The sequence below is a fragment of the Pectobacterium sp. 1950-15 genome (assembly GCF_037136835.1).
In the GTDB taxonomy this organism is placed as follows: domain Bacteria; phylum Pseudomonadota; class Gammaproteobacteria; order Enterobacterales; family Enterobacteriaceae; genus Pectobacterium.
Genome location: NZ_JBBBQR010000004.1, coordinates 49,305 through 75,875, shown reverse-complemented (window position 1 = coordinate 75,875; position 26,571 = coordinate 49,305). Strand labels below are relative to the sequence as shown.

Annotated in this window: 18 protein-coding genes; 11 read left to right on the top strand and 7 right to left on the bottom strand. The window is 53.1% G+C overall.

The genetic code is table 11. The features are described 5' to 3' along the window. Window positions 1-3 precede the first annotated feature (3 nt). Genes WCT94_RS06115 through WCT94_RS06100 form a run of 4 tightly spaced genes read right to left on the bottom strand, consistent with a single transcriptional unit; the run spans window position 4 to window position 10,117 of the window. A complete protein-coding gene (locus WCT94_RS06115; RefSeq protein ID WP_336868567.1) occupies window positions 4-369 on the bottom strand; it encodes a hypothetical protein in 366 nt (121 codons plus the stop codon). Then, a complete protein-coding gene (locus WCT94_RS06110) occupies window positions 366-7,820 on the bottom strand; it encodes a hemagglutinin repeat-containing protein (RefSeq protein ID WP_336868565.1) in 7,455 nt (2,484 codons plus the stop codon). The genes WCT94_RS06115 and WCT94_RS06110 overlap by 4 nt, the downstream gene beginning before the upstream one ends. A gap of 27 nt (window positions 7,821-7,847) precedes the next feature. After that, window positions 7,848-8,363, bottom strand: coding sequence for a toxin-activating lysine-acyltransferase (locus WCT94_RS06105; protein ID WP_336868564.1), 516 nt, complete (start codon window positions 8,361-8,363; stop codon window positions 7,848-7,850). 11 nt (window positions 8,364-8,374) lie between these two features. Next, window positions 8,375-10,117, bottom strand: a complete 1,743-nt coding sequence (locus WCT94_RS06100; RefSeq protein ID WP_336868563.1) for a ShlB/FhaC/HecB family hemolysin secretion/activation protein — start codon at window positions 10,115-10,117, stop codon at window positions 8,375-8,377. A gap of 294 nt (window positions 10,118-10,411) precedes the next feature. Between WCT94_RS06100 and WCT94_RS06095 the strand changes: the two genes are divergently transcribed. The 9 genes from WCT94_RS06095 to tyrR all read left to right on the top strand — a co-directional run bounded on the left by WCT94_RS06095 (window position 10,412) and on the right by tyrR (window position 20,931). Further along, window positions 10,412-11,809 carry a YcjX family protein gene (locus WCT94_RS06095; RefSeq protein WP_336868561.1) on the top strand — a complete coding sequence of 466 codons (1,398 nt, stop codon included), beginning with the start codon at window positions 10,412-10,414 and terminating at the stop codon, window positions 11,807-11,809. Further along, window positions 11,806-12,849, top strand: coding sequence for a YcjF family protein (locus WCT94_RS06090; protein ID WP_336868559.1), 1,044 nt, complete (start codon window positions 11,806-11,808; stop codon window positions 12,847-12,849). The genes WCT94_RS06095 and WCT94_RS06090 overlap by 4 nt, the downstream gene beginning before the upstream one ends. A gap of 307 nt (window positions 12,850-13,156) precedes the next feature. Further along, complete coding sequence (locus WCT94_RS06085; RefSeq protein ID WP_336868558.1) at window positions 13,157-14,317, top strand: mandelate racemase/muconate lactonizing enzyme family protein; 1,161 nt, start codon at window positions 13,157-13,159, stop codon at window positions 14,315-14,317. 23 nt (window positions 14,318-14,340) lie between these two features. Continuing rightward, window positions 14,341-14,646: a PTS sugar transporter subunit IIB gene (locus WCT94_RS06080; protein ID WP_319847956.1), complete on the top strand. Its 306-nt coding sequence runs from the start codon at window positions 14,341-14,343 to the stop codon at window positions 14,644-14,646. Between the two features lie 27 nt (window positions 14,647-14,673). Further along, window positions 14,674-15,963, top strand: coding sequence for a PTS sugar transporter subunit IIC (locus WCT94_RS06075; protein ID WP_336868555.1), 1,290 nt, complete (start codon window positions 14,674-14,676; stop codon window positions 15,961-15,963). Between the two features lie 32 nt (window positions 15,964-15,995). Beyond that, a complete protein-coding gene (locus WCT94_RS06070) occupies window positions 15,996-16,301 on the top strand; it encodes a PTS lactose/cellobiose transporter subunit IIA (RefSeq protein ID WP_319847954.1) in 306 nt (101 codons plus the stop codon). 72 nt (window positions 16,302-16,373) lie between these two features. Beyond that, window positions 16,374-17,378: a LacI family DNA-binding transcriptional regulator gene (locus WCT94_RS06065; RefSeq protein ID WP_336868552.1), complete on the top strand. Its 1,005-nt coding sequence runs from the start codon at window positions 16,374-16,376 to the stop codon at window positions 17,376-17,378. A gap of 303 nt (window positions 17,379-17,681) precedes the next feature. After that, a complete protein-coding gene (locus WCT94_RS06060) occupies window positions 17,682-19,226 on the top strand; it encodes a M20/M25/M40 family metallo-hydrolase (RefSeq protein WP_336868550.1) in 1,545 nt (514 codons plus the stop codon). A gap of 136 nt (window positions 19,227-19,362) precedes the next feature. Beyond that, window positions 19,363-20,931: a transcriptional regulator TyrR gene (gene tyrR / locus WCT94_RS06055; protein ID WP_336868548.1), complete on the top strand. Its 1,569-nt coding sequence runs from the start codon at window positions 19,363-19,365 to the stop codon at window positions 20,929-20,931. A 67-nt stretch (window positions 20,932-20,998) separates the two neighbouring features. Here the strand turns inward: tyrR and tpx are convergent, their stop codons facing one another. Together tpx and mpaA are read right to left on the bottom strand one after the other, a co-directional pair. Then, window positions 20,999-21,502, bottom strand: coding sequence for a thiol peroxidase (tpx, locus tag WCT94_RS06050; RefSeq protein WP_039288920.1), 504 nt, complete (start codon window positions 21,500-21,502; stop codon window positions 20,999-21,001). A 79-nt stretch (window positions 21,503-21,581) separates the two neighbouring features. Next, entirely contained in the window at window positions 21,582-22,301 is a 720-nt protein-coding gene (gene mpaA, locus WCT94_RS06045; protein ID WP_336868546.1) for a murein tripeptide amidase MpaA, read from the bottom strand. Between the two features lie 164 nt (window positions 22,302-22,465). Here mpaA and WCT94_RS06040 point away from each other — a divergent pair, with 164 nt between their 5' ends. Both WCT94_RS06040 and zntB read left to right on the top strand, forming a co-directional pair. Beyond that, window positions 22,466-24,082, top strand: coding sequence for a peptide ABC transporter substrate-binding protein (locus WCT94_RS06040; protein WP_336868545.1), 1,617 nt, complete (start codon window positions 22,466-22,468; stop codon window positions 24,080-24,082). Window positions 24,083-24,204: 122 nt separating this feature from the next. Beyond that, window positions 24,205-25,188 (top strand): zinc transporter ZntB, encoded by a 984-nt coding sequence (gene zntB, locus WCT94_RS06035; RefSeq protein WP_336868544.1) that lies wholly within the window; start codon window positions 24,205-24,207, stop codon window positions 25,186-25,188. A 427-nt stretch (window positions 25,189-25,615) separates the two neighbouring features. On the opposite strand, the gene ttcA is transcribed toward zntB, so the two are convergent. Continuing rightward, window positions 25,616-26,551 carry a tRNA 2-thiocytidine(32) synthetase TtcA gene (ttcA, locus tag WCT94_RS06030; RefSeq protein ID WP_336868543.1) on the bottom strand — a complete coding sequence of 312 codons (936 nt, stop codon included), beginning with the start codon at window positions 26,549-26,551 and terminating at the stop codon, window positions 25,616-25,618. Window positions 26,552-26,571 lie beyond the last annotated feature (20 nt).

Here is a 26,571-nt window from a genome sequence, read left to right as displayed (position 1 = left end):
GTATTATTTCCCTGGTAAACCATAATGCGCGGGTAATTGATAACCTTCAGGGATCTCAGGCCAGTTATTCATTTTCAATAACACCTCACTATCTTCAGCTATGGCCTCGAAGAAACTTGAGAGAGTCATTGCGTGACTCCTTAACTTTAGCAAAGCTGATTGCATTGCCAGTTCATCATGTTCAGTACTGGCTTTTTGTAGTAAGTCAGTATGAACTTTCAGACAATTTAATTGATTCAGGAATTGTTCATTCAGTTGCCCATTGTAGTCAATCGACAGGTCATCTATTTCGATAGAAGATGTATTTTTTTTCTTCAATACCGCGATGAAATTGTTCTTCATTAACTCAAAAAAGAGATCATTTATCATTTAGGCAGCCTCCGTCCTTCTTTAATTGCACTAGCTGTTTTCGAATCGTTGTAAGAGCCATCCAGGTTCAGAACGGCTTTGACTTTTCCTTTGCTGTCAAAAACTTCAATATGATCTTTGTGGAGGCCATCAAGGTAGAACTTGTCACCTTTAGCAATATGGTCGCCGACAGTTCCTTTCGCCTGATAAACACTTTGTCCCTGAAATATTTGGTTGGTTTTTTGCGAGCTAGTCTTCATCTGGCCGCCAAAGCCTGACTGCTTGAAAAATTCTCCCATATTACCAACCGCGCCCTTATTTGGCTGGTACTTTGCTTTACCTACGCCAGTAATGGCACCCAGTGCGGCACTTGCAATCAGGTCAGCCTGTACCTGATCCAGACCATATTTAGCTCGCAGATTTTCCGATACGAAGTTACTGGAAACGACACCATCGGCATCCATCTGATGCATCCATAGAGCAGATAAATCATAACTCATACTCCAGGGAAGGTCTTCGCCCATTGCCCGGTCAATTGCCTGCTTAACCGCCAGACTATTGGCAAGAACACTGCCATATTTAGCCTGACAACTATCTGGATCGTTAGCGCAGTCGCTCATCAACTGCTCCTGCTGCACGATGCTGAGTTGCTGATATTTCTTCATAATAGGGCCGCAATCGCCGCCCTTAGCCTGGCAGGATTTGACTTCAGCGACCCAGTCATCGATCTGCTTCACGGTCAGATAGTTATTATCCACTGCATTTTTGCCAGCATCATGGCCACTCACCGCACCAGCAGAAGAGTCGCTTGCTACGCCGCCTGCCAGCATCGCCGCCAGCGATGCCAGGTTACTGATCTTACTCTTATCACTATCGGCCAAATCAGCAGTTGCGGTATCCGGGTAGAGATAGTCTTTGATTGCGCGCGCTGCAAGTTCGCCGGCTGCTGCGCCAACTGCGCCGGCAGTGGCATTACCACCGGATAGTTCAGCGATCACGCCACCCAGCACTGCGTGGCCAATCGCGTTTGCTGCAATTTGCCCGGCTGTAGGATTTTCATCAAACCCGACAGTCATGTCTTTAACCACACCCGTCATGTAAGGCGCAGCGCCCTGTGCCAGTGCTTTGACTGGATCGCCGCCTGCCAGCGCTGTAATGGCGGCTGCCGCTGCGCGGATACCTTTTTCCAGGTCGCCACCTGCCTTATACTGCTCGCTGATATCTTTATAAGCCGCAGTATTCTGCACGCGGTCCCAGTACTCTTTGCGCGTCTCTTTCGTCTTATCCCACTCACCCGCAGCTTCGATCCCGGCACTGTTCGCCATGATCTGCCCTTGGGTAAGGGTGATATTCACGCCCTGATTAACAACGTCACCAATCAATCGCAGCTGGCTCAGACGCTGCTGTTCCTTCGCCTTATCAAAGATGGGGCTGATGCTTTGATTCGCATGCTCAACATCGCGGCTCAGCTCGCTGACATCCTGCTGCTGGTTCGCCTGGTCACGGATAATCAGCGATCCCGGCGAAACGGCGGCATAAGTCGTACCGGAAGCATTCCCATCGCTGCCATCCGCTCCCAGACCATTGGCCGCCAGATTCTGTACGGCATTTTTCAGCAGATCCTGTGCACCCAGTCCGCCAGTGCTGATGCCGACGCTGCTGTGCGACACCTCAAACTCGGCACTGTTGTCGATGTTGCTGAAGCCCAGCGTGCCAGTACTGAGACGGTTTTTATCTTCGCTGGCGGTGCTGCCAATCACGGCGCCATCTAACTGCGTGTGGTTACCGACGGTGATATCGAAGCCGCCGTCACCCGCAAAGATGCCGGTCTGCTCCTGAACGCTGTTATAGGTGCTGTGGATTTTGTCCTTCGCCACGCTGACGCTGACGCTGCCAGTCATGCTGCCAAAGGTAAAGCTGGCGCCTGCTGAGCTGTTCTTCTGCTTCGAGTCGTAGTTGTTAACGTCCTGCTCACTCTGCAGCGTCAGGTTACGGCCGACATTCGCCACCACCTGATCGGCACTCAGCTGTGCGCCGCGCAGGGTGGTGTCACGCCCGCTGTTGAGCGTCAGCTTATTACCGGCGTCGACGGTGGTTTCGGTATGCGTCAGGCCATCGCCATTTTCGTTACCGGAACCTTTACTGGCGTTAGCAAACACACTGAGCCCCGCGCCGCCTTGGCCAGCGCCGATGCTGACACCCACGCCGCCGCCGCTGCTGCTGTTTTTTCCAGTCTGCAACTGCGCATTCTGCGCCGACAGCAGGTTGATATCGCGGTTCGCCGACAGCAGCACATCGTTGCCCGCTTTCAGTTGGCTGCCGCCAATCGTCAGATCGCCATCGTTGCCATTCTCTGAACCGGTCGCCACCAGATTGATATTGTTGCCCGCCTGCACGGTACTGCCGGAAGCGTTAACCGCTTCGCTGTGGCTCTCGCTCTTCGACTTTGAAGTGCTCAGCGACAGGCTGACGCCAATGGCATTCTGATCCTCGGTATTCTGCGAAGCCAGTACCGCGGCCTGAGCGGCCTGTACGCCTGCCAGACCTGATTTCAGCTTCTGCAGCGATGCCATACGGCTATCCTGCTGCTCATCGGCGGCTTTCGCGCTGGTGTAGGCGGCATTAATCGCGCTGCCGATCGCGCCGGACAGCGCCAGCGTCAGACCCGTCTGTTTACGCTCATAGGTGGTGTCGGTGGTGCTCTGGTTATTCGCGGCATCAATGGTGATATTGTTCGCCACCATATTGATGTCGTTACCGGCGATCACATCAGAACCCTGCACGGCGATGTTATTGCCCGCCACCAGACTGGTATTGCCATCGACGCTGCCCAGTGTGCTGTTGTTGTGGGTCAGCGCCGCAGTATCGGAGGTCGAACTCTCTTTGATTGAACCGACAAAGAAGCCAATGCCGCCGCTGCTCATCAGGCCTGACTTGGTGGTTTTTTTCATCGACCAGCTGTCGCGGCTCTCTTCTGCCGCCGTGACGTTGAGGTCATTACCGGCACGCAGCGCCAGATCCCGATCCGCCGCCACATCGCTGCCAGTGATGTTCAGGTTGTTACCCGCGCTGACGGAGATATTTTCCCCGCCCAGACTGCTGCCGTTTGCCAGCGTGGCATCGTAACCGGCGCGGGTGGTAGTGGTGCGTTTCGACAGGAAGCCGGAACCTTTCACCTTCGAATTCATATCCAGATATTCCTGGCTGCTGGCGCTGCCGAGGTTGATATCATTGGTGGCGGTCAGCGCAAACTGCCGATCGGCATTCAGTTTTGCCGCCTGGGCGTTAATATTATTGCCGGCATTCAGCGAGATATTGCCGTCGCTGGTGACTTCACTGCCCTGTACCTGAGTCAGCGTCTGCGTGACGTGGTTATCTTTATCCCACACGACTTTGTCGCTGCTGCCGGTGGTGACGGTGGTCATAGTGATATCGCGGTTAGCCGCGATCTGCGTCTGGCTGTTTTCACCGGAGCTGACCACCTGCGCGGCCTGCAGATTGACATCACGGCCTGCCTGCAGCAGCAGTTTGCCATCGTCACCCTGCACATACATGCCTGCCACTCGGTCGATATTGTCGCGGCTGAAGCGGTTACTGCCGTTCTGGCTCTCGGCGTGATTGGTCTCGCTGGCAACGGTGATATCGCGTCCGGCTTGCGCCAGCAGGGTATCGGTGGCACGCACCGTGCCGCCGGTGTTAGTGATATCGTTGGTCGCCTGCAGCGACACGGACTTACCAGCAATAATGCCGCCGACGTTAACGATATCGTCGCCGGAAACACTAACCAACTGGGTGGCGCTGATGCGTCCGCTGTTCAGCATGCCGCCGCTGATGCCAATGCTAACGTTCTTACCGGCCAGCAGCGCACCGCTGCCGTTCATATCACCTTGCTGCACCTGTGCATACACCTGCGGTACCAGTACGTTCTGGATGGTGCCATCCGGCATCTTCACATCCTGCGCCACCAGCCACACCATATCCTGAGTGATCTGCTTCATCTGCTCGGCGGTGAGCGCCACGCCCGGCACCAGATTGAATGTCTTCGCGAAGCTGACGCCCGCTTTCATCAGGCCCTTATACTGCTCTTCATCGCTGGTGTAATCGGCCAGATAACGCTGACCCACCAGCTCAACGATCTGCTCACGTACCAGACGTTGCTCATAGAAACCATCGCCGAGGCGTTTTTGCGTGATCGACGGATCGGTCTGCAGCTGGCGCAGCATATAGTCGGAGCTCAGCCAGATTCTCTGATTGGTGAAGCGCGGATCGGTTTCGATCAGGTAGCTGCTGGTGGCATCCGGCAGGGTGGTGAACAGACTGCCGGTTGGCAGAGAAGCATCCGGCGTCATGGAACGAATCACCTCGGTGTTGTGTCCGGCCACTTCCACGCGCTGCGCGGCGTAATCAGCCAGCGATGGGGCGCTGCTGGTCGCCTGAGTATTCTCCTTCATCACGCTCGGGCTGAGGCTGATGGACTGAATTTCCGCTGGTGGGGTATAGGCGGACGCTCTGGCTTTCTGGCTGTCTTTGCCTTTTTTATGGATACGATCCCATTCGATGACCTGACCGACTTTTTCCGTCAGTTTCTGACCGGTGACTTCGGTGTTCACCAGTTCCTTCACCGCCGTCAGCAGGCTGCTGCCAGCAATAATCTGGCTCTTGTCGTTCAGCAGCTTATCGCCGGAGAGCGAAATCTGACCGCCCGCGATGATTTTCGCCGGGTCGATCTGGGCGATCTGTTCTTCGCGCACCGTTTCGGTGTAGCTGTACTGATAATAGTGGTCACGACCACACACCACGCCTTCGATACAGATATGACGCACTTCATTTTTGTAGAAACTGATGTTGTAGTCGTCAGGACTGTAGTGGACGCCATTATTCAGGTCCACCACCATGTACTCATCTTTCTGCCTCTGGGACAACTGCACCATACTGGTGGCGAAGTTGTCATTGATATTGTTCAGCGCGGTGAAGCTGAGCGCCATATTGCCGACAGATTCGATAGTCGAACTGTGGTTGTTAATTTCGCCTGCCTTGCCGGTCGCCAGCGCATCCGCATCCAGCGCGCCGCCGATGGCCATATCACCATTGCTGTAGATCAGGGCGTGGTCGCGGTTATTCAGCGTGCCGACGCCCAGATCGAGACGCTGACGCGCCGCAATGGTGGCGCTGCTGTTATTTTCCGCCAGGTTATTCAACGTCGCTGCGCCGATCGCCAGGCCGTCGCCATAAATACGGCCGGTACCGATATTGTTGATGGTGCTGGCATTGATACGGGTCAATATGCCGTCGATCAGGCCGCGGTTGCTCAGCGTATCGCTGGCGTTCAGCGTGGTCTGTTGGGAACTTAGTTCGCCAGTGGTCTGGTTGTCGATGTTGCTGGCCTGCACATTCAGCTTACCGCCTGCGCCAAGCAGCGCATTGTTAATCAAACTGTTGTTGACGTTCAGCGTCAGATTGCCATTTGCCAGCGTTTTATTGTTGTTGCTGAAGCCGTCCGCGAAGCTGAGATCCATATCGCCAAGCGACAGAATTTCACCGCTGCCGTTAATCTCGCGGCCGCGGAAGGTCAGTTGCTGACCTGCCACTAGACGACCACCTTCATTGCTGATACGCAGATCGCTGCTGGTGGCTGCGGCGTGGGCGAGGGCGCTGCTGTTTTGCTGATCGAGCGTCAGCTGCTTATTGGCGGAGATCTGTCCCTGGTCGTTATTCAGCACCGGCGTGGCGATCGCCAGATCGCTGGCGGCGGCCAGCGTACCGTTCTGGTTATTCAGTTCACTGCTGGCCGCAACTTCCAACGAGCCGGAACTGGCTGCCATAATGGTGCCGCCTTGGTTATTCAGGCTGACGCTCTGTACGCTGAATTTTTTGGCATTGGTGGCGATGCGGCCATTCTGGTTATCAATGCTGTCGCTGCTGAGTTGCAGATCGCTGTCGCCGCTCTGCAGTAACTGGCCACCGCGGTTACTGATAACCGGGGTGCTGACCTGCAACGCATTGGCGTTAATCACGCCGCGATCGTTGCTGAGTTTACCGGCGGCGGAGAGTTTCAAATCGCCGCTCGCCAGCAGCTGCGCGTCGTCGGTGATGATATCGCTGCTGCTGGTCAGCGTGGCGTGATGCGCGGCGGTATCGCTGCCGCTGAGATCAATTTGGCTGGCGCTGGCGTTCAGATCGCCACCGGCCAGCGCCTGACCTTTGCTGGTCAGCTTACCGTCGCTGGCGAGTGTCAGATTGCCGCTGTCGGCCAGCGTGCCATCGGTTTTCATCCCGGCGGCAATGGCCGCGCCTTTGCTGTTGCGGATGCTGGCACCGCGCACACGGGTATTGCCTTTGGCGGCGATCAGGCCGGTATTCGCCACCGCGTCGCTGGCGGTGGTGCTGTGATCGCGCTGGGCAAACAGCGTACCGCTGTTATCGACTTTTTTACCGCCTAGCAGCAGATCCTGACCAGCATTGATCGTACCGCTGTTGACGATATCGCCATTAGCGTTAATGGTGATATCACCCGCCTGCGTGCCGAGTGTGCCTTTGTTGCTGACGCCGACCCCTTGCTCGGTCGCCACCAGACGGATTTTACCGGCATACATGCCACCCAACTGGGCGACGTCGATCGCCAGCGTCGGCTTGACATCGTTGTCCGTCGCGCTTGTGACTGTGGCGGTGCTGTTATCGGCGGCCACTTCGTTTTTGCCGGTGGTGACGGTCACATCTTTCGCCCAGATACCGGCATTGACTTTCACGGTACGGGCAATCAGGTCGGTGTAGTCCTGCCGACTGCTGTCCATGCCAGCGCCTTCCACCACGATTTCACCCTTGCCTACGCGGTAACCGCGCAGTTCACCGTTGGCGATTTGCGGTGTGCCAGTGGTCAGGGTGGCGCGATTGGCATTAATAAAGCCACAGCCGTCGCAGCTGATGCCCGCCGGGTTGGCGATGACCACCTGCGCCTTACGGCCTGCCACTTCGACATAGCCGTTCAGCTTGCTCGGGTCGCGCGAGTTGACCTCGTTAAGAATAATTTTGGCTTCGCCTTTCGCCAGCCATGGGTTACCCGCCACCCAGCCGCCCATCTGGGTCTGCACCTGTTTGTGCGAGTTATTCAGAATCGCACCTTTGTTATCGACGTCAAACTGGGTGTATTTGTTATGCGAAACACCACCGGCGCTCGGCGTCTGGATATTGACCTGCGGCGTGCCGTTGGCGCTCTGCATCACATTCGGCTGCTGGCCGCCCGGGGCGCTTTTGTCGGCGACAATTCCGGCCGCCAGCGCCTGTGGCGCGAGCGTGACCAGACCGAGTGCGGTCATGGTCAGGAAGGCGGCGGGCTTCATGCGGCCAATCAGCTGGCTCGGCGTATGGCCGACGCCGTTGGCGCCGCTTTTACCCTGGCCGCGGTTGATTTCGGAAACCACCATTAACAGGCCGCGAGCCTTGTTGAAAATGATGCGATAGAGGTTCTTATTCACGAAAAGTTATCCCTGCTAAAAGTGATGTTAAGCAACCAGCGGCGTGTTCTGCTGCCAGAGTCTGAATTGTTGTTGGGTGACGTCATCGCCACGGAATTGGAGTACCCGTTGTCCGCGTTCCGCCCCTTTGTGGTACAGCGCACGGCCACATAAGTGGGGAAACAGCGTGCCGCCGACGATGCGACGAAATGCCTGCTGATCGCCGAAGGGCGCGACCCAGTCGCGGAACCACAGGCGGTTGCCGCTGGTCCAGTCCTGCGGCTGCACCAGAATGCCGGGGCCGGTGAGGTAGCGTTGTTCCGCGTCTTCATCCATCCACGCCCAACTGAGGAAAAACATAGGCTTGTCATCGCGGCTGGCGATAACAAACTGCTGATGTTTGATGGCGGGAAGCAGCAGCGTTGGCAGCACACTGAGCGGAATATCGCGGTGCTGTTCCGAATGCATCCACAGCCAGACTGCCGCGCCAAGCGCCTCCGCTTCGCTGAACTGACCGCCGAGCAGCGGGGCGGTTAACTGATAGCCATTAACAGGAATCTTCATCACGCACCTCCTTAGTACTGCCAACTGAGGTTGAAACCGAGGGTGACCGGGCTGGTGTGGAAACCTTCCGGTTTGGAGAACGGCATACCGACAAACAGGTCGTAGCCGGTGTTAAAGGCGTTACCGCGTAGACCAAGCACGCCGCCCGCCAGATGTTTCCCTGCGAGGTAATCACGCGTGCCGTCCACTTCGCCGTAGTCAGCGCCGAGATACAGTTCTTGGTTAGGCAGCGGGGTGCGCCAGGCCAGATCGTTGCGCACGAACCAGCCGTTGTCGGCCGTCAGGGTGCGTTCACCATCAAAGCCGCGCACGGTCCAGCGGTTACCAATCGACAGCTGATCCTGTGGCGTCAGTTTGGTATGGTTGATCTGGCGCAGATACTGCACGTTGTAGCGGAAGGTCTGATTGCCCAGCGTAAACGGCATATCGAGTTGTGCATTCAACTGGATAATTTTCGCCAGCGCGGTGCCTTCATCGAAATACTCTTCCTGCGCCGGAATCGCGCCGAACCAGCGGGTGCCGCGCTGGTAGCTCACGGCGGCATCAAGGGTGGTGGCGCCGAAATAGTGGCGATGCTGGAGGCCCAGACGCCAGGCGCTGGTTTTACGCCGCTGCACATCCACTTCGGTATCGTTGACGAAGTTCTGCGATTCGCGCGTCAGAATTTCATAGCTCATTGAGGTTTTCTGACTGCCGCTGCGGTACAGCACCCGGCTCAGTTGGAAGTTAAGGTTTTTACTGTTGCCGCTGTAGTTGTAGTCTTCATAGGCGCCCGCCACATTCTGGTTGTAGTCGTAGCCGCTGGCGGTGACGCCCGCCATCCAATAACCGAACGGTACGGAGTAGTGCAGCATATAGTTCTTGCTGCCTTTTTCGCTGCCGGATTCAAGGTCATGGTTGCCGGAAATGTAGAACAAGTCGCTGAGTGCGAAGGGATTATCGATATACAGCGTCAGGCCGCCCTGATAACGACCGGTGGTTTCGGTGCCTGAATCATCGAGTGTCGCGCCGAGACGCCACATTTTTTCCTGTTTCCAGGTGACGTCAATGTCGCTTTCGCCGGGCTGTTCGCCCGGTACAATCGCCATCTCTGCCTGTACGGTGGGCACGCGCTGCAGGTTTTCCAGTCCCTGCTCAATATCACGCAAATCCAGCAGGTCGCCTTCACGTGCCGGCAGGGCGCTCCAGAGGCTCACGTAGCGATCGCTCTCTTTGGTCCGTTTGAGCTGGCGCGTTTTGCCCGGAATCAGGGTGATATGCAGGGTGCCGGTTTTCAGGTTTTGCGGCGGTGCCATTACGCGCGCGGTGACGTAGCCATGGTCGATCAGACGGTTTTGCAGCGCGCTCATCAGCAGGTTGACACCCTGAGCGCCCAGGCACTGGCCTTTACCCTGATCGGCCAGCTGTTGCAGCGGGATACGCAGCCAGGAGGGGAAATCGTCTTTGCCGGTCAGTATGATGTGATACAGCGTAAAGCACTGTTGCTCCTGCGGAAACTGCAACGTAGTAAAGAACGAGGAGGGGGGCTGCAAACGCACATCAGGCGTCTGCGGCGCTAATTGCTGCTGCATCGCACGCTGGCGATCCTGCTGGTTGATATTTAGCTGTTCATCCACCCGGTTCGGTGCGGCAAGAGGCGTCAGATTATTATCTGCCGCCCAGCTGCTTGCTGAGATGGTCAATAAAATAAATAGCGCAAGTGGGCTGAGACGCGCAGGTTGATACCCGTCAGTGAATGACGCATTCCGTAGCATAATTAATTAACCTGAATTATTAATTGTTATTGGGACACTATTCGTTTCCAGAAACAATTGGTTACTTGGTACAATTTCAGGTTATATACGTTAACAATTTGTTGGCTAAGAGTTGTCTTATTGCTTGCTAAGAGTTGTCTTAAAATTATCGTTTATTTACATTTTGGCGGTAAAAATACGGTATGAGATAGGTGATCGTGGTTGAACTTATATCGGCGTGAGCGTGAGGCGTTTGTCTGATTTTATTATATTGATACGATATATCTCTCAACCAAAGGAGTGATAGTTCATTCGATGAGTCGACTACAGAACGAAATTAACTCTCTGGTCAATCGCGGAGTGGATCGCCACCTGCGGATTGCCGTCACTGGGTTGAGCCGCAGTGGCAAAACCGCGTTTATCACTGCGTTCGTCAATCAATTATTGAATACCCACAGCGGTGCACACTTGCCGATGTTTTCTCCCGTGCGCGAAGAGCGTTTGCTGGGGGTGAAACGCGTGCCGCAGCGCGATCTGGGTGTACCGCGTTTTGCTTATGATGAAGGCATGGCGGCGCTGTATGGCTCGCCGCCGGCTTGGCCGACACCGACGCGCGGCGTGAGTGAGATTCGTCTGGCGCTGCGCTACCGCTCTAAAGATTCGTTGCTGCGTCATTTCAAAGACACCTCGACGCTCTATCTGGAAATTGTCGATTATCCCGGCGAATGGCTGCTGGATCTGCCGCTGCTGGAACAAACCTATTTGAGCTGGTCGCAGCAAATGAGCGGCTTGCTGCAAGGGGGACGCACCGAGTGGGCAAAGCCCTGGCTGGCGCTGTGTGAGAAAATTGATCCGCTGGCTCCGGCGGATGAAAATCAGCTTGCCGAGGTGGCGCAGGCTTACACCGACTATTTGCATCGCTGCAAACAGGAAGGGCTGCACTTTATTCAACCGGGGCGGTTTGTGCTACCGGGCGATCTGGCGGGTGCGCCGGTGCTGCAATTCTTCCCCTGGCCGCAGGTGAATCAGATCGGTGAAGCTAAGCTGGCGCAGGCGGATGAGAAAACCAACATCGGCATGCTGCGTAAGCGTTTTGACTATTACTGTCAGTCGGTCGTCAAAGGATTTTATAAAGATCACTTCGTGCGCTTCGACCGGCAGATTGTTCTGGTTGACTGCCTGCAACCGCTCAATAGCGGTATTCACGCGTTTAACGATATGCGACTGGCGCTGACCCAACTGATGCAAAGTTTTCATTACGGGAAACGCACGCTGTTCCGCCGTTTGTTCTCGCCCTGTATCGACAAGCTGATGTTTGCGGCGAGTAAAGTGGATCACATTACCGCCGATCAGCACGCCAATCTGGTGTCGTTGCTTCAGCAACTGGTGCAAGAAGCGTGGCAGAACGCCGCGTTTGAAGGCATCGATATGCGCTGTGAAGGCATTGCGTCGATCCAGTCAACGCAGAGTGGCGTCGTCGATCATCAGGGCCAGAAAATACCGGCGCTGAAAGGACATCGGCTCAGCGACGGCCAGCCGTTGACGGTCTATCCCGGTGAAGTGCCCGCGCGTTTACCGGGGGCGGCATTCTGGCAAACGCAGGGCTTCCATTTCGATCAATTCCGTCCGCGAGAAATGACGGTAGACACGCCGTTGCTGCATATCCGGCTGGATACGGTCATGGACTTTTTGTTAAAGGATAAATTGCGATGAACGAGCCACTGAAACCCCGTGTCACGTTCGATGATGCTTTACCGCAAGAGCCGCAACCGCAGTTGCGTGCCGGGTTAGCATTTGACGAGCAGAGCGGTACGCCATTTTCCCCCATCAGCCGCGAAGAGGAAGTGCCGGAAGAAGGGGTTGCGGAAGAGGCGATCAGCGCGGCGCTGCGGCCGAAGCGCAGCCTGTGGCGGCGTATGGTGATGGCGGGAATAGGGCTGTTTGGCGTCAGCGCGCTGGCGCAGGGCGTGCAGTCGCTACATAACGCCTGGGTGCAACAGGATTGGATCGCATTGGGTGGCATTACCGCGGGTAGCCTGATTGTGGCGGCGGGCGTCGGTTCGCTGGCCGTCGAGTGGCGACGGCTCTATCGCCTTCGGGAACGTGCGGAAGAGCGCGACGTGGCCCGCGATCTGCTACACAGCCATGGTGTCGGGCGTGGGCGTGAGTTCTGTGAAAAGCTGGCGCGGCAGGCAGGGCTCGATAGCGGCCATCCAGCGATACAGCGTTGGCAGGCTTCACTCCATGAAACCCATAATGACCGCGAAGTGCTGGAGCTTTATGCACGTCTGGTTCAGCCTGTACTGGACACGCAAGCACGGCGTGAAATCAGCCGCTCGGCGGCGGAATCCACCTTGATGATCGCCGTCAGCCCGCTGGCGCTGGTGGATATGGCCTTTATTGCCTGGCGCAACCTGCGCCTGATTAACCGTATTGCCGCGCTGTACGGTATCGAACTGGGCTATTTCAGCCGCATTCGCCTGTTCCGGCTGGTGCTAGTCAATATCGCGTTTGCCGGTGCCTCAGAGCTGGTGCGGGAAATTGGCATGGACTGGATGTCGCAGGATCTTGCCGCGCGGCTATCAACCCGTGCCGCACAGGGCATTGGTGCAGGGCTGCTGACCGCGCGTCTGGGCATCAAAGCGATGGAACTGTGCCGCCCGCTGCCGTGGCTGGATGACAAACCGCGTCTCGGTGATTTCCGCCGCGAGCTTATTGGTCAGGTGAAAGAAACGCTGCAAAAAGGGCGTTAGGGGTGAAAAGCATATCGAGCGTAGTAATGGATAGCTGACAAAGGTGGTCGCCAAGCGGGAGTAACGGATAGATCGTCCGTTACTCCCGTTTTCGTTCTGCACAAATAGGCTTGTCAACGGTCTGAGGAAGGGAATCCCCTTCCTTTTCTTTTGTTTATTCTCCATACAGTCACGCAGAAAACATCCATTAATATAATAATGTTCACGTTCACATTTGTGTTTTATCTGTGATCTTGATCGTTTTTTCAGTCTTGAATGAGAATGTGAACGTGCACATAATGCCCGCAGGCTGTATTCGGGGTGAACTATGAAAGTTACGCAGTTAAATGTTTACGATGTGGATCTAAGGCACCGTGCACCGGCACACAATCTTATCGTTGTTGAGATTGAAACCGATGAGGGAGTGACGGGGATTGGCGAAGTGGCGATGAGTTATGGCGTGGGCGCTAAGTCGGTCATTCCGATATTAGACGCGCTCACGAAAAAATTCCTGATCGGGCAATCGCCATTCGATTCTGAGAAAATTTTCCAGCAGTGCTTTGATAATACCTATTGGGGAAGAGGGCGCTCGCTGGCGATTTATGGTGCGATTAGCGCAATAGATATGGCGCTGTGGGATATCAAAGGCAAGCTATTAAACGTCCCAGTTTACCAACTGCTGGGAGGGAAATGCCGCGATACTATCCGGCTTTATGCCAACCATTGGTATTTTGATGCCTGGCGGCCTGAAGAATTTGCGGAAAAAGCACTGAAGGTGATCAACGACGGCTATACCGGATTAAAGTTTGATCCTTTCAAAATGTCGCCAACGGGTGAGAAATCAACGCCATCGCGTCCTATCAGTAAAGAATGGGGAGATATGGCGGTTGCTCGGGTGAAAGCCGTCAGAGAGGCCGTGGGTGAACATGTCGATATTATGCTCGACCTGCACGGCTGCCTGAGTGTTTCTGATGCCATTAAATGGGGAAAAAAATTAGAAGAATTTAATCCTTATTTTTATGAAGAGCCGACGGATACATTATTAATCAATTCAAGTCTGGAGGTAAAAGCAGGCGTTAATTTATCGCTGGCTGGCGGAGAGCGCTTATATACCCGCTTTGACTTCGCCCCTTTTATTGAAAATCGCGTATTCGAGCTGATTCAGCCAGATATGGGGCTGGCTGGCGGATTCACGGAAATGAAAAAAATTGCCTCTTATGCGGAAACACATCAGATCCAGGTTCAACCGCATAACGCCTCAGGGCCAATCTTAACCGCGGCCTGTATTCAATTTGATATCTGCACGACAAATGTACCAATACAAGAGTGGTTTCCCTATTGGCAGGATGAGCGCTACCACATTGTGCTGGAGGCTTTAGAACCACAGGCTAAAAATGGCTATTTCACCGTCGGTGAAATGAAGCCAGGTTTAGGTGTGACGTTAAATATCGATTATTTATCGAATTTTAAAAAGCATACTTTTCAATAAATAAAACTTGCTAAGGTGAAAAAATGAAAAAGATCTTCCTTTGCTGTAATGCAGGAATGAGCACATCCATGCTCGTAAAAAAAATGAAAGAAGCCGCAGCGGCAGAAAATATTGATGTGGAACTGACCGCGCTCCCGTTAGAGAAATTCAACGAAGGGATTGAGCAATACGACCTGTGTTTATTAGGCCCTCAGGTAAGATATAAACTGGATGAGTTCAAGAAAATTGCCGCACAGAAGAACAAAAAAGTGGAGGCAATAAACCCGATGGATTACGGCATGATGAAAGGCGATAATGTACTTAAATTCGCCCTCGGCCTGCTTGCATAAAATTTTGTCAACACCAGGGGGATGATAATGAGCATCTATAATAATGTAATCTCTTTTATTGAAAGAAAAATTGCACCCTTAGCCGGGAGTATTGGTGGACAACGGCATGTGCTTGCCGTTCGCGATGGTTTTATTTCCGCTATGCCTTTCATGATTGTCGGCAGCTTCTTGATGATTATGGCGTTTCCGCCTTTTTCAAAAGATACGACGTTCACGTTAGGGCAGATATGGTTGGAGTTCGCGACCAATAATAAAGACGCAATCATGATGCCGTTCCGCATGACAATGGGGATTATGACCATCTATATTGCCGTTGGGATCGGGTATAACCTTTCACAGGGTTATAATCTTAGCCCGCTGATGGGCGGATTACTGTCACTCTGTTCTTTCCTTATTGTTGCCGCGCCTTTTACCAACGGCAGCATTCCGGCGGCATTTATGGGAGGAACCGGTATTTTTACGGCATTGCTGACATCGATATACTCCGTCGAGCTAATGCGGTTTTTAAAAACCAGAAACCTGACTATTCGTTTGCCGGAGCAGGTGCCGGAAAAGATCGCCCAGTCATTTGAATTACTTGTACCTGTACTGGTGATGATTGCGACGCTCTATCCCTTATCGCTGCTGATTCAGCACTTTACGGGCATGCTGGTGCCTGAAGTGATTATGGCTGCCTTCAAACCGTTTGTTGCTGCTTCCGATAGCTTAACGGCAATACTCATCTGTGTACTGGTTTCCCACCTGCTATGGTTCTGCGGTATTCATGGTGCCGCTATCGTGACCAATTTACTGCAACCGTTCTGGCTGGCGAATATTGCAGCTAACCAAACGGCGCTGGAATTAGGGCAGGCGCTTCCCCATAGCTTCGTTGATCCATTCTGGCGCTTCTATATTGTTATTGGTGGCTGTGGTTCTACGCTTGCGCTGGTGATCATGTATTTGCGCAGTCGTTCCGCGCATTTGCGTTCGATCGGAAAATTGAGCGTCGTTCCCTCGTTTTTTAATATCAATGAACCCGTTATTTTTGGTTCGCCAATTATCATGAATCCTCTGATGCTGCTTCCTTTCGTGGGTGCGCCGCTAATTAATGCAACCGTCGCCTGGTTTGCATTGAGTTCGGGGTTTGTTGATAAGCCAATGTCTATCGTTCCCTGGACGACGCCTTCTATTTTAGGCGCGCCGTGGGCGGCCGGATGGTCACTTGGGCCAATACTCTTAGTGCTGACTAATTTCGCTATTTCTTGTGTGATTTGGCTCCCTTTTTACCGGGCATATGAAAAGCAGCTTTTAGCGCAAGAAGCAGAATCGAAAGCGTAACAGATAATTTAATGTTGAAAGAGGGTAACGTTATGGATCTTGAATTGGAAATAATGGAGATCATTACCAATGCGGGAGAAAGTAAAAGCGAAGCGATGATCGCATTACAGCATGCGAAAAAAGGCGAATGGGAAGCCTGTGATAATGCATTGCTTCGTTCTCGAGAGGCGGCAAGCCGAGCGCATGGCGTGCAAACTAAATTGATCGGTATGGATGAAGGGGAAGGTAAAATCCCCGTCACGCTAGTTATGGTGCATGCACAAGATCATTTAATGACCTCGATGCTGGCGAATGACTTGATCAAAGAAATGATTGAAGTTTATCGCGATAAAGTGTAATAGTTTCAGCCAATTTAATAGTAAATAAGCAGTGCCGCAGTCAGGCATTGCTTTTCTTTATAATGGAATTCTATGTCAACAATAGTCGATGTGGCACGGATGGCAAATGTTTCGCGCGCAACGGTAACTCGCGTACTTAACGAGCCGGAAAAAGTTAAGGCAGAGACAAAGTTACGCGTCGAGAATGCCATTAGGCTGTTGAACTATAAACCCAATTTAAGCGCCCGTTCTTTGGTGAGCAAAAGTAGCGGCGTGATAGGCATGCTTATTCCTAACAACGTGTCAGGCTTCTTTGGCTCGGTGATGAGCGCGGTTCATAAAGAAGTGAATGCCAAAGGAAAGATGCTCATGGTGCTGGAAAGCGCCGGTCAAGCTGAAGAAGAAAATGCATTAAGAAAATTGGATGAAATTAACTGTGATGGATTTCTTCTCTATACCCGCCATTTATCAACCGAAACGATTAAAGCCTATACGGAAAATAAACCTGTAGTATTACTCGATTCCTCTGGTTCAGCGGATATTCACTCGGTTTCATTCGATCATTATTTATCTGCGTTTGATGCGACAAATAAATTGATTGCAGCAGGCCATAAAAATATCGCGGTAATTGGTGGCCCCGAGTCGCGTCACAGCGCGTCTCAACGATTAAAAGGCTGCGTTGATGCCATTCGCGCGGTGAATAAAGAATGGAACGACGAATATTATATTCAAGGCAGCTATGATCATGCCTTTGGTGAGAAAGCGACGTTAAAATTAATAGAACGAAAACTCGATATGACCGCCATTGTATATTGTGGTGAGCGAGCCTGTTCGGGAGGATTAAAAACGCTACGCTTACAGGGTTTGTCTGTTCCTGACGATATTTCGGTTATTTCTTTTGACAGCTTCGGGCTTACTGAATATCTGGCACCGCATATTGATAGCGTGGTTTATCCGGTAAAAGAAATGGCGGAATACGGGGCAAGAGAAATTCTTATGAAACTGACCCGTAAGGACTATCTTATACAGTCGCGGCAGTTCCCTCACTCCTTCATCGAAGGGCAATCCATTAGCCCGGTGCGTGATACCGCGCGATAGTCCGTTAATATATACCCTAAATAATTCGAGTTTCAGGAAGGCGGCAAGAGAAGGAATCCCGATGAGCTTACTCAGGTAAGTGATTCGGGTGAGTGACAAATCTGCCAGAGGCAGATTTGAACGCTGCTTGCAGCGACCCCAACGGGGCGAGGTACACGCCAGTGTGCCGAGTAGCGCAGCCAACGCACATGCAACTTGAAGTATGACGGGTATAGACAGAATACCGGTACGGCAGACAGTACCGCTATGACAGAATCGTGTGTAGGATAAAAACTCCTCATCGCTATATAACAGGACGTTTTTATGATTCCCGGTAAAAAATTGACGCTGGCGGCACTGTCGCTGTCGGCCGCCATTCTCTGTTTACCTGCCAGCGCACAGTTGGTGCTGACACCTGCCGATGCTGAGCGTTATGCGCAACACAGCTTTCCTGAATATCTCGAATTACTCACGCTGCCAAATGATGCTGCCGTGCCGGCGGATATCCAGCGCAATGCTGACTGGCTGGAAAAGGCTTTTCAGAAGCGCGGCTTCACCACACAGCAATTGGCGAATGGTGATAAACCGCTGGTTTATGCTGAGCTGGGCACGCCAAGAGACGATCGTAAAACCATCTTGTTTTACATGCATTTTGACGGACAGCCCGTGAATCCGACCGAATGGCAAACGCCACCATGGCAGCCCGTGCTGAAAGAAAAAGATGCTGCGGGCAAATGGCAGACGCTGCCTGAGTCACGTCTTCTGAAAGGGGATATCAACCCGGAATGGCGTCTCTTCGCCCGGGCATCGGCCGATGATAAAGGACCGATCGCGATGTTTCTCGCCGCCATGGACGCCATGAAAGATAAGGGTGTTGAACCCGCGGTTAACATCAAAGTGCTGCTGGACTCCGAAGAGGAAAAGGGCTCGCCCGGCCTGACGACGGTGATGGCCGAACATTTGAGGCTGCTGAAAAGTGATGGGATGGTGATTTATGACGGCGCGATGCCGTCCAGCAATCGCCCTGGCATCAATTTCGGCAACCGTGGTTCCATTCAAATCGATATGACAGTTTTCGGTGCTAACGCGGCGGCGCACAGCGGCGGTTATGGCAATGTCATTCCCAATCCGGTACAAAATCTGGTTACGCTGCTCGCCAGCATGAAAGATGCGGACGGTAAGGTCACGATTCCCGGTTACTATGACCGCGTCACGCTTAGCGATAGCGATAAAAAACAGGTAGCTGAGACTGCACCACCTGCGGGTTCGTTGGAAAAACGCTTTGGTGTGGCTCAGTTAGAGAAGGTCGCCAGCAATGCGGCAGAGGCCGTGCAATATCCTTCGTTGGATATTCTCGGCATTAAAGCGGGCGATACAGGCAAAAAAGCGGCTAATGCCATTCCGTCAACCGCAACGGCCAGCGTGAATATTCGCACCGTGCCGGAGACGTCGCCGGATGAGATGTATACCCTGTTACGCCAGTATATCGCCAGCAAAGGTTTTCATATCATTGCCGGTGAAGCACCTACGCAGGCTGAGCGCGAGCAGTATCCGCATTTGATTTCCCTTCATCTGACGGCGTATCCGAGCAGTGCTTATGCGGCCAGAACCGAGATCGATTCTCCGCTGGGGCGCTGGGCAGTCGCGACCACAACCGCGCCGCGTGGCATCGCACCGGAGAAGAACCGTATGATGGGCGGAACGTTGCCAATGAGTGGGGCAGTCAGCGTGCTGAAAGTGCCTTACGTCATCGTTCCTTTGGTGAATGCCGATAATAACCAGCATAGTTTTGATGAGAATTTACGTCTCGGTAACTACCTGGAAGGCGTTCGAACCATTGTGACGATGGCCACGACGCCGCTGCCATAATTCCGTTTCACTATTGACGTGGAAAAAACATACAGATGTGTCAACTTTTGCTGCCACCTTACTTCATCCGGCGCAAACGAAAGGGTATTATCAGCAGCAATAGCCATATCGTGTCTCTTGAAGAAGGTAGCCGTTGATGCATCTGGAAGTGATTTGTGAAGACCGCATTGGTATGGTCCGTGAACTGTTAGATCTGCTGGCGTCACGCAATATTGATTTACGCGGCATCGAAATTGCACCCATTGGCCGTATTTACCTCAATTTCGCCACTCTCGATTTTGATGCTTTTCGCCTGCTGATGACAGAAATCCGCCGCATTGACAGCGTCAGCGATGTGCGTACTGTGGCATTTATGCCGTCTGAACGCGAGCATCGGGCGCTGAATGCGTTGCTGGAATCCATGCCGGAGCCGGTATTCTCGCTGGATATGAAAGGGAAACCTGAACTGTTTAACCCCGCCGCGCTGGCGCTGTTTGAACAGTCGGCAGAGACCATTAGCGATTTGACGATTGGCAGTATGATCCCCGGTTTTAATTTCGCCAGTTGGCTGGAAAAGAGTAGCAGCGTTGTCGCCGAGCGCGTCGTGATTCGCGGTCAGGATTTCTTGCTGGAAATGACGCCAGTCCGTCTGGAAGATGATGCTGGCAAAACCGCCACGGCGGGAGCGCTGGTGATGCTGAAATCGGCCGCTCGCATGGGGCGGCAATTACAGAATCTCACCGTAAACGATGAAAATGAATTCGATCACATCGTTGCCGTTAGCCCGAAAATGCGTCAGGTGGTTGAGCAGGCGCGCAAGCTGGCAATGTTGGACGCGCCGCTGCTGATTGTCGGCGACACGGGGACAGGTAAAGATATGTTGGCACGAGCGTGCCATCTGCGCGGACCACGCGGCAAAAACCCTTTCCTGGCGCTGAACTGCGCGGCGTTACCTGATGATGTGATGGAGAGTGAACTGTTCGGCCATGCGCCCGGTGCGTATCTCAATGCGCAGGAAGGTAAGAAAGGGTTTTTTGAACAGGCTAACGGCGGTTCGGTTCTGTTAGATGAAGTCGGTGAAATGTCAGCGCAGATGCAGACTAAGTTACTGCGTTTCCTGAATGACGGGACATTTCGTCGCGTGGGTGAAGATCACGAAGTCCATGTCGACGTGCGGGTGATTTGCGCGACTAAGAAAAACCTGTTGGAGCTGGTGCAGCGTGGTGAGTTTCGGGAGGATCTTTATTATCGCCTCAATGTGCTCACGCTGATGTTACCGCCGCTGCGTGAGCGTCCGGCGGACATTATGCCGTTGGCCGAGCTCTTTGTGGCGCGGTTTGCCGATGAACAGGGGATTTCACGGCCTAAACTGGCAGCAGATGTGGAACATTTCCTGCCGCAGTACGGTTGGCCGGGTAACGTTCGGCAGTTGAGGAATACCATTTATCGGGCGCTAACGCAGTTGGAAGGCAACGAACTGCATATGCAGGACATCGATCTCCCAGCGTTTTCGATTGATACGCCACAGGATGAAACCCTGCTTGATGGCTCGCTGGACGACATCAACAAACGTTTCGAGCGCTCTGTGCTGACCCGCCTTTATCAATCCTATCCAAGCACACGTAAACTGGCGAAGCGGTTAGGGGTATCGCACACGGCGATAGCCAACAAACTGCGGGAATATGGACTCAGCCAACGCAAATCGGCAGGGGACGACGAAGAGTAAATAACAAAACGGCTGCGTAAGCAGCCGTTTTTTCAATACTGACAGTGCGAATAGCTGTCAGCGTTGTTTATTTCAGAACAGCCAGTGCTGCGTCGTAGTCTGGTTCAGTGGTGATTTCGTTCACCAGCTCGCTATGCAACACGTTGTCGTTTTCATCCAGTACGACAACCGCACGAGCGGTCAGGCCTTTCAGCGCGCCATCAGCGATAGCAACACCGTAGTTTTCTTTGAACTCACCGCCACGCAGGGTAGACAGCACAACGACGTTGTTCAGACCTTCCGCGCCGCAGAAACGGGACTGCGCGAACGGCAGATCGGAAGAAATACACAGAACAACAGTGTTATCCAGCTCAGAACCCAACTGGTTGAATTTGCGCACGGACGCGGCACAAACACCGGTATCGATGCTTGGGAAAATGTTCAGGATTTTGCGCTTGCCAGCATAGTTGCTGAGTGGGGTATCTGACAAATCTTTAGCCACCAGAGTAAATGCCGGGGCTTTGCTTCCTTTGGCTGGGAATGACCCTGCTACTGGCACAGGATTGCCTTGAAAATGTACGTTCTGTGACATGTTTGCGTCCTTAATTACAGGTGATTAACACGCTGCTCAGTTTAGGGCAACATTAGCAACATTGGTATAAAAATTACGATTAAAATTGCTGGCTTAGCAGCGCGACCATCGCGTTAAGGTAGCATTCGCTGGCGGCATCTGCCGAGATCGGCGGAAGCTCAGCGGTAATGCAATGAAGCGAACGATCGGCGCACCAGCTTCCGAAAGAGCCAGGTGTGTCGTAACCGATACTCGATACTAACGGCAGCTCGCATTGCTGCGCCAACCATTGCCCCAATTCGGAACGATGTGGATCTTCAATGCAGGCGAGTGGCTCATGAAAAGAGACAACCCAGTGAGGATTAAGTTTCTCAATCAGTGTGCAAAGGGCTTTCGTTTCCGGTTCTGAACCGGCGGTTTCACCCGTAGATAACTCGACATCGCGTTCATCCGCCGCGCTATTCCAGCGGTAAACGGTTTTCCCCGGCTGCCAGTTACTGGCTGGAAAATTGCGGTTGAGATCGACGCCGTTAGCATTGGCGCGCAGACCCAACTGACACCCGTCTGGGTTCACGGCAAGAATGACGTGATGGCGACGCTGCCCCGAAAAAAGCGTACGCAGCGCGCAGGAAAGCGCCACCACCGCTGCGGTTTCATCACCGTGTGTTCCAGCAATAATCAGCCCGCTCTCCGAGGGCGCTAGCTCGGCGGGGAAATACAGCAGCGGTGCGCCCAGCAGCGATTTTCCATAAGGTTCGCCCAACGACGGCAAATTGCCTCGCTGCTGACGTGCCTGAAGAGGAATAATCGTGTTTTCCATGATATTGCCCTGTGGTTGCGTATGCGCTTCATCATAAAAAAATCAACCAGGAGACGCAAACAGCGATGTGAGCTGACAAATTGCGGGGGATCGCTGGATGATAGCGTTGATTTCTGACTATTATATTCTTCAATCATTTCATTATGCTTTCAGGTCAAATCATCATGCACTATGGGTATTCTGCATTTTATATCGCGTTGATGGCGGCCATGGCGGGCAATGCCGTCGCGGCACAGGTTCCGGCGGGAGCGGCTCTGGCCGAAAAACAGGAAATCGTCCGCCATATTAAAGACGAACCGGCTTCTCTCGATCCGATAAAAGCGGTGGGGCTGCCGGAAGCACAGGTAGCACGTGACTTATTTGAAGGGTTGGTCAATCAGGATGCCAACGGAAACATCGTTCCGGGCGTGGCGCTACGCTGGCAGACGACCGATAACCGCGCGTTTATCTTTACCCTGCGCGATAATGCCCGCTGGTCTAACGGTGAACCCGTTACGGCAAACGATTTTGTCTACAGTTGGCGTCGTCTGGTTACGCCTGAAAATAGCTCGCCATTCTCCTGGTTTGCCCGCCTTGCGGGGATTCAGAATGCCGAGCAAATTCTTGCGGGCAAGCTGCCTGTCGATCAGCTCGGCGTGACGGCGGTCAATGACCATACGCTGAAAGTGCAGCTCAGCAAGCCAGTCCCTTATTTTGTCAGCCTGACGGCGAATTTCAGCCTGTTTCCGGTACATCAGGCCACGGTAGAAAAATTCGGGAACGACTGGACGAAGCCGGGTAACCTGGTTGGTAATGGCGCGTTTAAGCTGGATCAGCGCGTGGTGAATGAGAAACTGGTGCTGACGCAGAATCCATATTATTGGGATAACGCTAACACGCGCCTGACAAAGGTGACTTTTGTTCCCATCAATCAGGAATCGAACGCGACGAAGCGCTATCTGTCTGGGGATATCGACATCACCGAGTCGTTCCCTAAGAACCTGTATCAAAAGTTGTTGAAAGACTTGCCCGGTCAGGTTTATACGCCGGATCAGCTGGGTACGTATTATTACGCGTTTAACACGCAGCGGGCGCCAACTAACGATGCCCGAGTGCGAAAAGCGCTGTCTTACGCCATCGATCGCAAAGTGATTGCGGAAAAAGTGCTGGGCACGGGGGAAAAACCTGCCTGGCACTTCACGCCGGATGTCACCGCAGGCTTCAAACCGACGGAAAGCCTGTTGCAGCAGTATTCTCAGGATGAGCTGGACGCGCAGGCAAAAGCGCTGATGGCGGCGGCGGGCTATGGTCCAAACAATCCGCTGAAATTATCGCTGCTGTACAACACGTCGGAAAGCCACCAGAAGATCGCGATTGCCGTGGCGTCCATGTGGAAAAAAACGCTGGGGGTAGACGTCCGCCTGTCCAATCAAGAGTGGCAAACCTACATCGACAGCCGCAATAGTGGCAATTTTGATGTCGTGCGGGCGTCGTGGGTGGGTGATTATAACGAGCCGTCGACATTCCTCTCACTGCTGACGTCGCACCACAGCGGTAACATCGCGCGCTTTAAAAATGCGAATTACGATCGCGTTCTGGATGAAGCGGGCAGTCAGACTAACCCGCAGGCGCTGAATGCGGACTACAACCGGGCGGAGCAGATTTTGATGGATGAAGCACCGATTGCACCGATCTATCAATACACCAACGGACGCTTGATCAAACCGTGGGTGAAGGGCTATCCGATTACTAACCCGGAAGACGTGGCCTACAGCCATATGCTTTACATCGAAAAGCATTAAGTACCGTAGTAATACATTGAATGATGTAGCAATAAAGTCGGAGCGGGTGTGATGTCGCTCCGGCTGGTAGAGAGCAGTACTGATAGCAAAAGAACTGATAGCAAAACCGTTGGAGGCAAGACGTGGAATCCTTGGCAGGAAAAGAGTTGCAACACAGCGGTGCGGTTCATGCGTATCAGTTGGATGGAAAGGGGGGGATAACCCCGATTGGCGAGCAGGACGTGGTTAACAGCGAGAAACCCTGTTGGCTGCACCTGGACTCTACGTTGCCCGCCAGCGCGCGCTGGTTGAATAAAACGACACTGGTGCCGGATAGCGTGCGCAATGCGCTGGCGGGGGAAAGCGTCCGCCCCAGAGTGACGCGATTGGGGGAAGGCACGTTAATTACGCTGCGCAGCATTAACCTGAATGCCAATGCGCGGCCGGATCAACTGGTGGCCGTTCGGGTATTCATTACCGACAAACTGATTATTTCTACCCGACGCCGTAAAATTCTGGCTATCGACGAGATTCTTACCGATCTCAAGGAAGGCAATGGTCCGACGGACAGCGGAAGTTGGCTGGTTTCCATTGCGGAATCGTTGACCGATCATACCAGCGAGTTTATTGATGATTTGCATGAGAAAATCATCGATCTGGAAGAGGATTTGCTGGAGCAAAAAATTCCGCCGCGCGGCGAGCTGGCGCTGATTCGCAAACAGCTTATCGTATTACGCCGCTATATGACGCCACAGCGTGACGTATTCTCGCGTATTTCCGGCGAGAAACTGCCCTGGATGCAGGATGACGATCGCCGCAGAATGCAGGAAATTGCCGATCGGTTAGGGCGTGGCCTGGAGGATCTGGATGCCAGTATTGCACGTACCACGGTGCTTTCGGATGAAATCACTGCACTGATGACCGAAGCGATGAACCGCCGCACCTATACGATGTCGCTTTTGGCGATGGTTTTCCTGCCGACGACGTTCTTAACCGGGCTATTTGGCGTCAATTTAGGGGGAATTCCCGGCGGCGATGCGCCGTTTGGTTTTTTCACTTTCTGCCTGATGTTGGTGATATTGGTGGGCGGCGTTGCATGGTGGTTAAAACGCAGTAAATGGCTATAACGACTTGCGGCGACTGGGTGCGCCGATAATCACAAACTGTCGCGAACGGCTAAAAAACCACGCGTAAATTGAGCAATATCAACATTTTTTACCCTGTAGTGCGGCACTATCATTCCCGCAGGTGAATGCAACGTCAAGCGATGGGCGTTGCGCTCCATATTGTCTTACTTCCTTTTTTGAATTACTGCATAGCACAATTGATTCACACCATGCCGACAGTTTTGTCGGCTTTTTTTTTGTCTTCCGATCCCACTCGTGCCTGTTCATCCAAGCGACGTTGCCAAATGCCTTTGGCATTTTATTGTCAGCTTTAAACCACCTCCCGAGGAGATTTAAAGCTGACAATAAAAACGGTGGCGAAACAGCAACTGCTGCTGTTTGCCACCGTGTTCAGTGTCTTAATGCTATTCCTGACGAGATTTTGCGCTTATTTAATTTCCAGCACATCGAGGCGGGTGAGTGATGGTGTCTCATCATCGTCTTCCGGTTGCCAGCCAACAGGCTGCAGCGGCAGTTCTTCTCGGTCGAAAGCCAGATCGCCACCATCCACCACGTCACTACCGTGACGAATGCCTTTGAAATCAAATAGCGCATGATCGGCAAGGTGAGACGGCACAACGTTCTGCATCGCGCTGAACATGGTCTCAATACGGCCAGGGTAACGTTTGTCCCAGTCGCGTAGCATATCTTTAATCACCTGACGTTGCAGGTTTGGCTGTGAGCCGCACAGGTTGCACGGAATAATCGGGTATTGGCGAGCTTCCGCAAAACGTTCGATATCTTTTTCACGGCAGTAGGCTAGCGGGCGGATAACGACATGTTTGCCGTCATCGCTCATCAGCTTCGGTGGCATGCCTTTCAGTTTCCCACCGTAGAACATATTTAGGAACAGCGTTTGCAGAATATCGTCGCGGTGGTGACCAAGGGCGATTTTTGTCGCGCCGAGTTCCGTCGCGGTACGGTACAAAATCCCGCGACGCAGGCGTGAACACAGTGAACACGTGGTTTTGCCTTCTGGGATCTTGTCTTTCACAATCCCGTAGGTATTTTCTTCGACGATCTTGTATTCCACGCCGATGCTATCAAGGTATTGCGGCAGAACGTGCTCTGGGAACCCTGGTTGCTTCTGATCTAAATTCACCGCGACCAGAGAAAAATTAACGGGCGCGCTCTGTTGCAGATTGCGCAAAATTTCCAGCATGGTGAAGCTATCTTTCCCGCCAGACAGGCACACCATGATGCGGTCGCCTTCTTCAATCATATTAAAGTCAGCGATAGCTTCGCCGACGTTACGCCGCAGGCGCTTTTGCAATTTGTTGAGGTTGTATTGCTGTTTCTGGTTAATTTGTTGATTTTCTGACATTTTATTCTATTCCTACACCC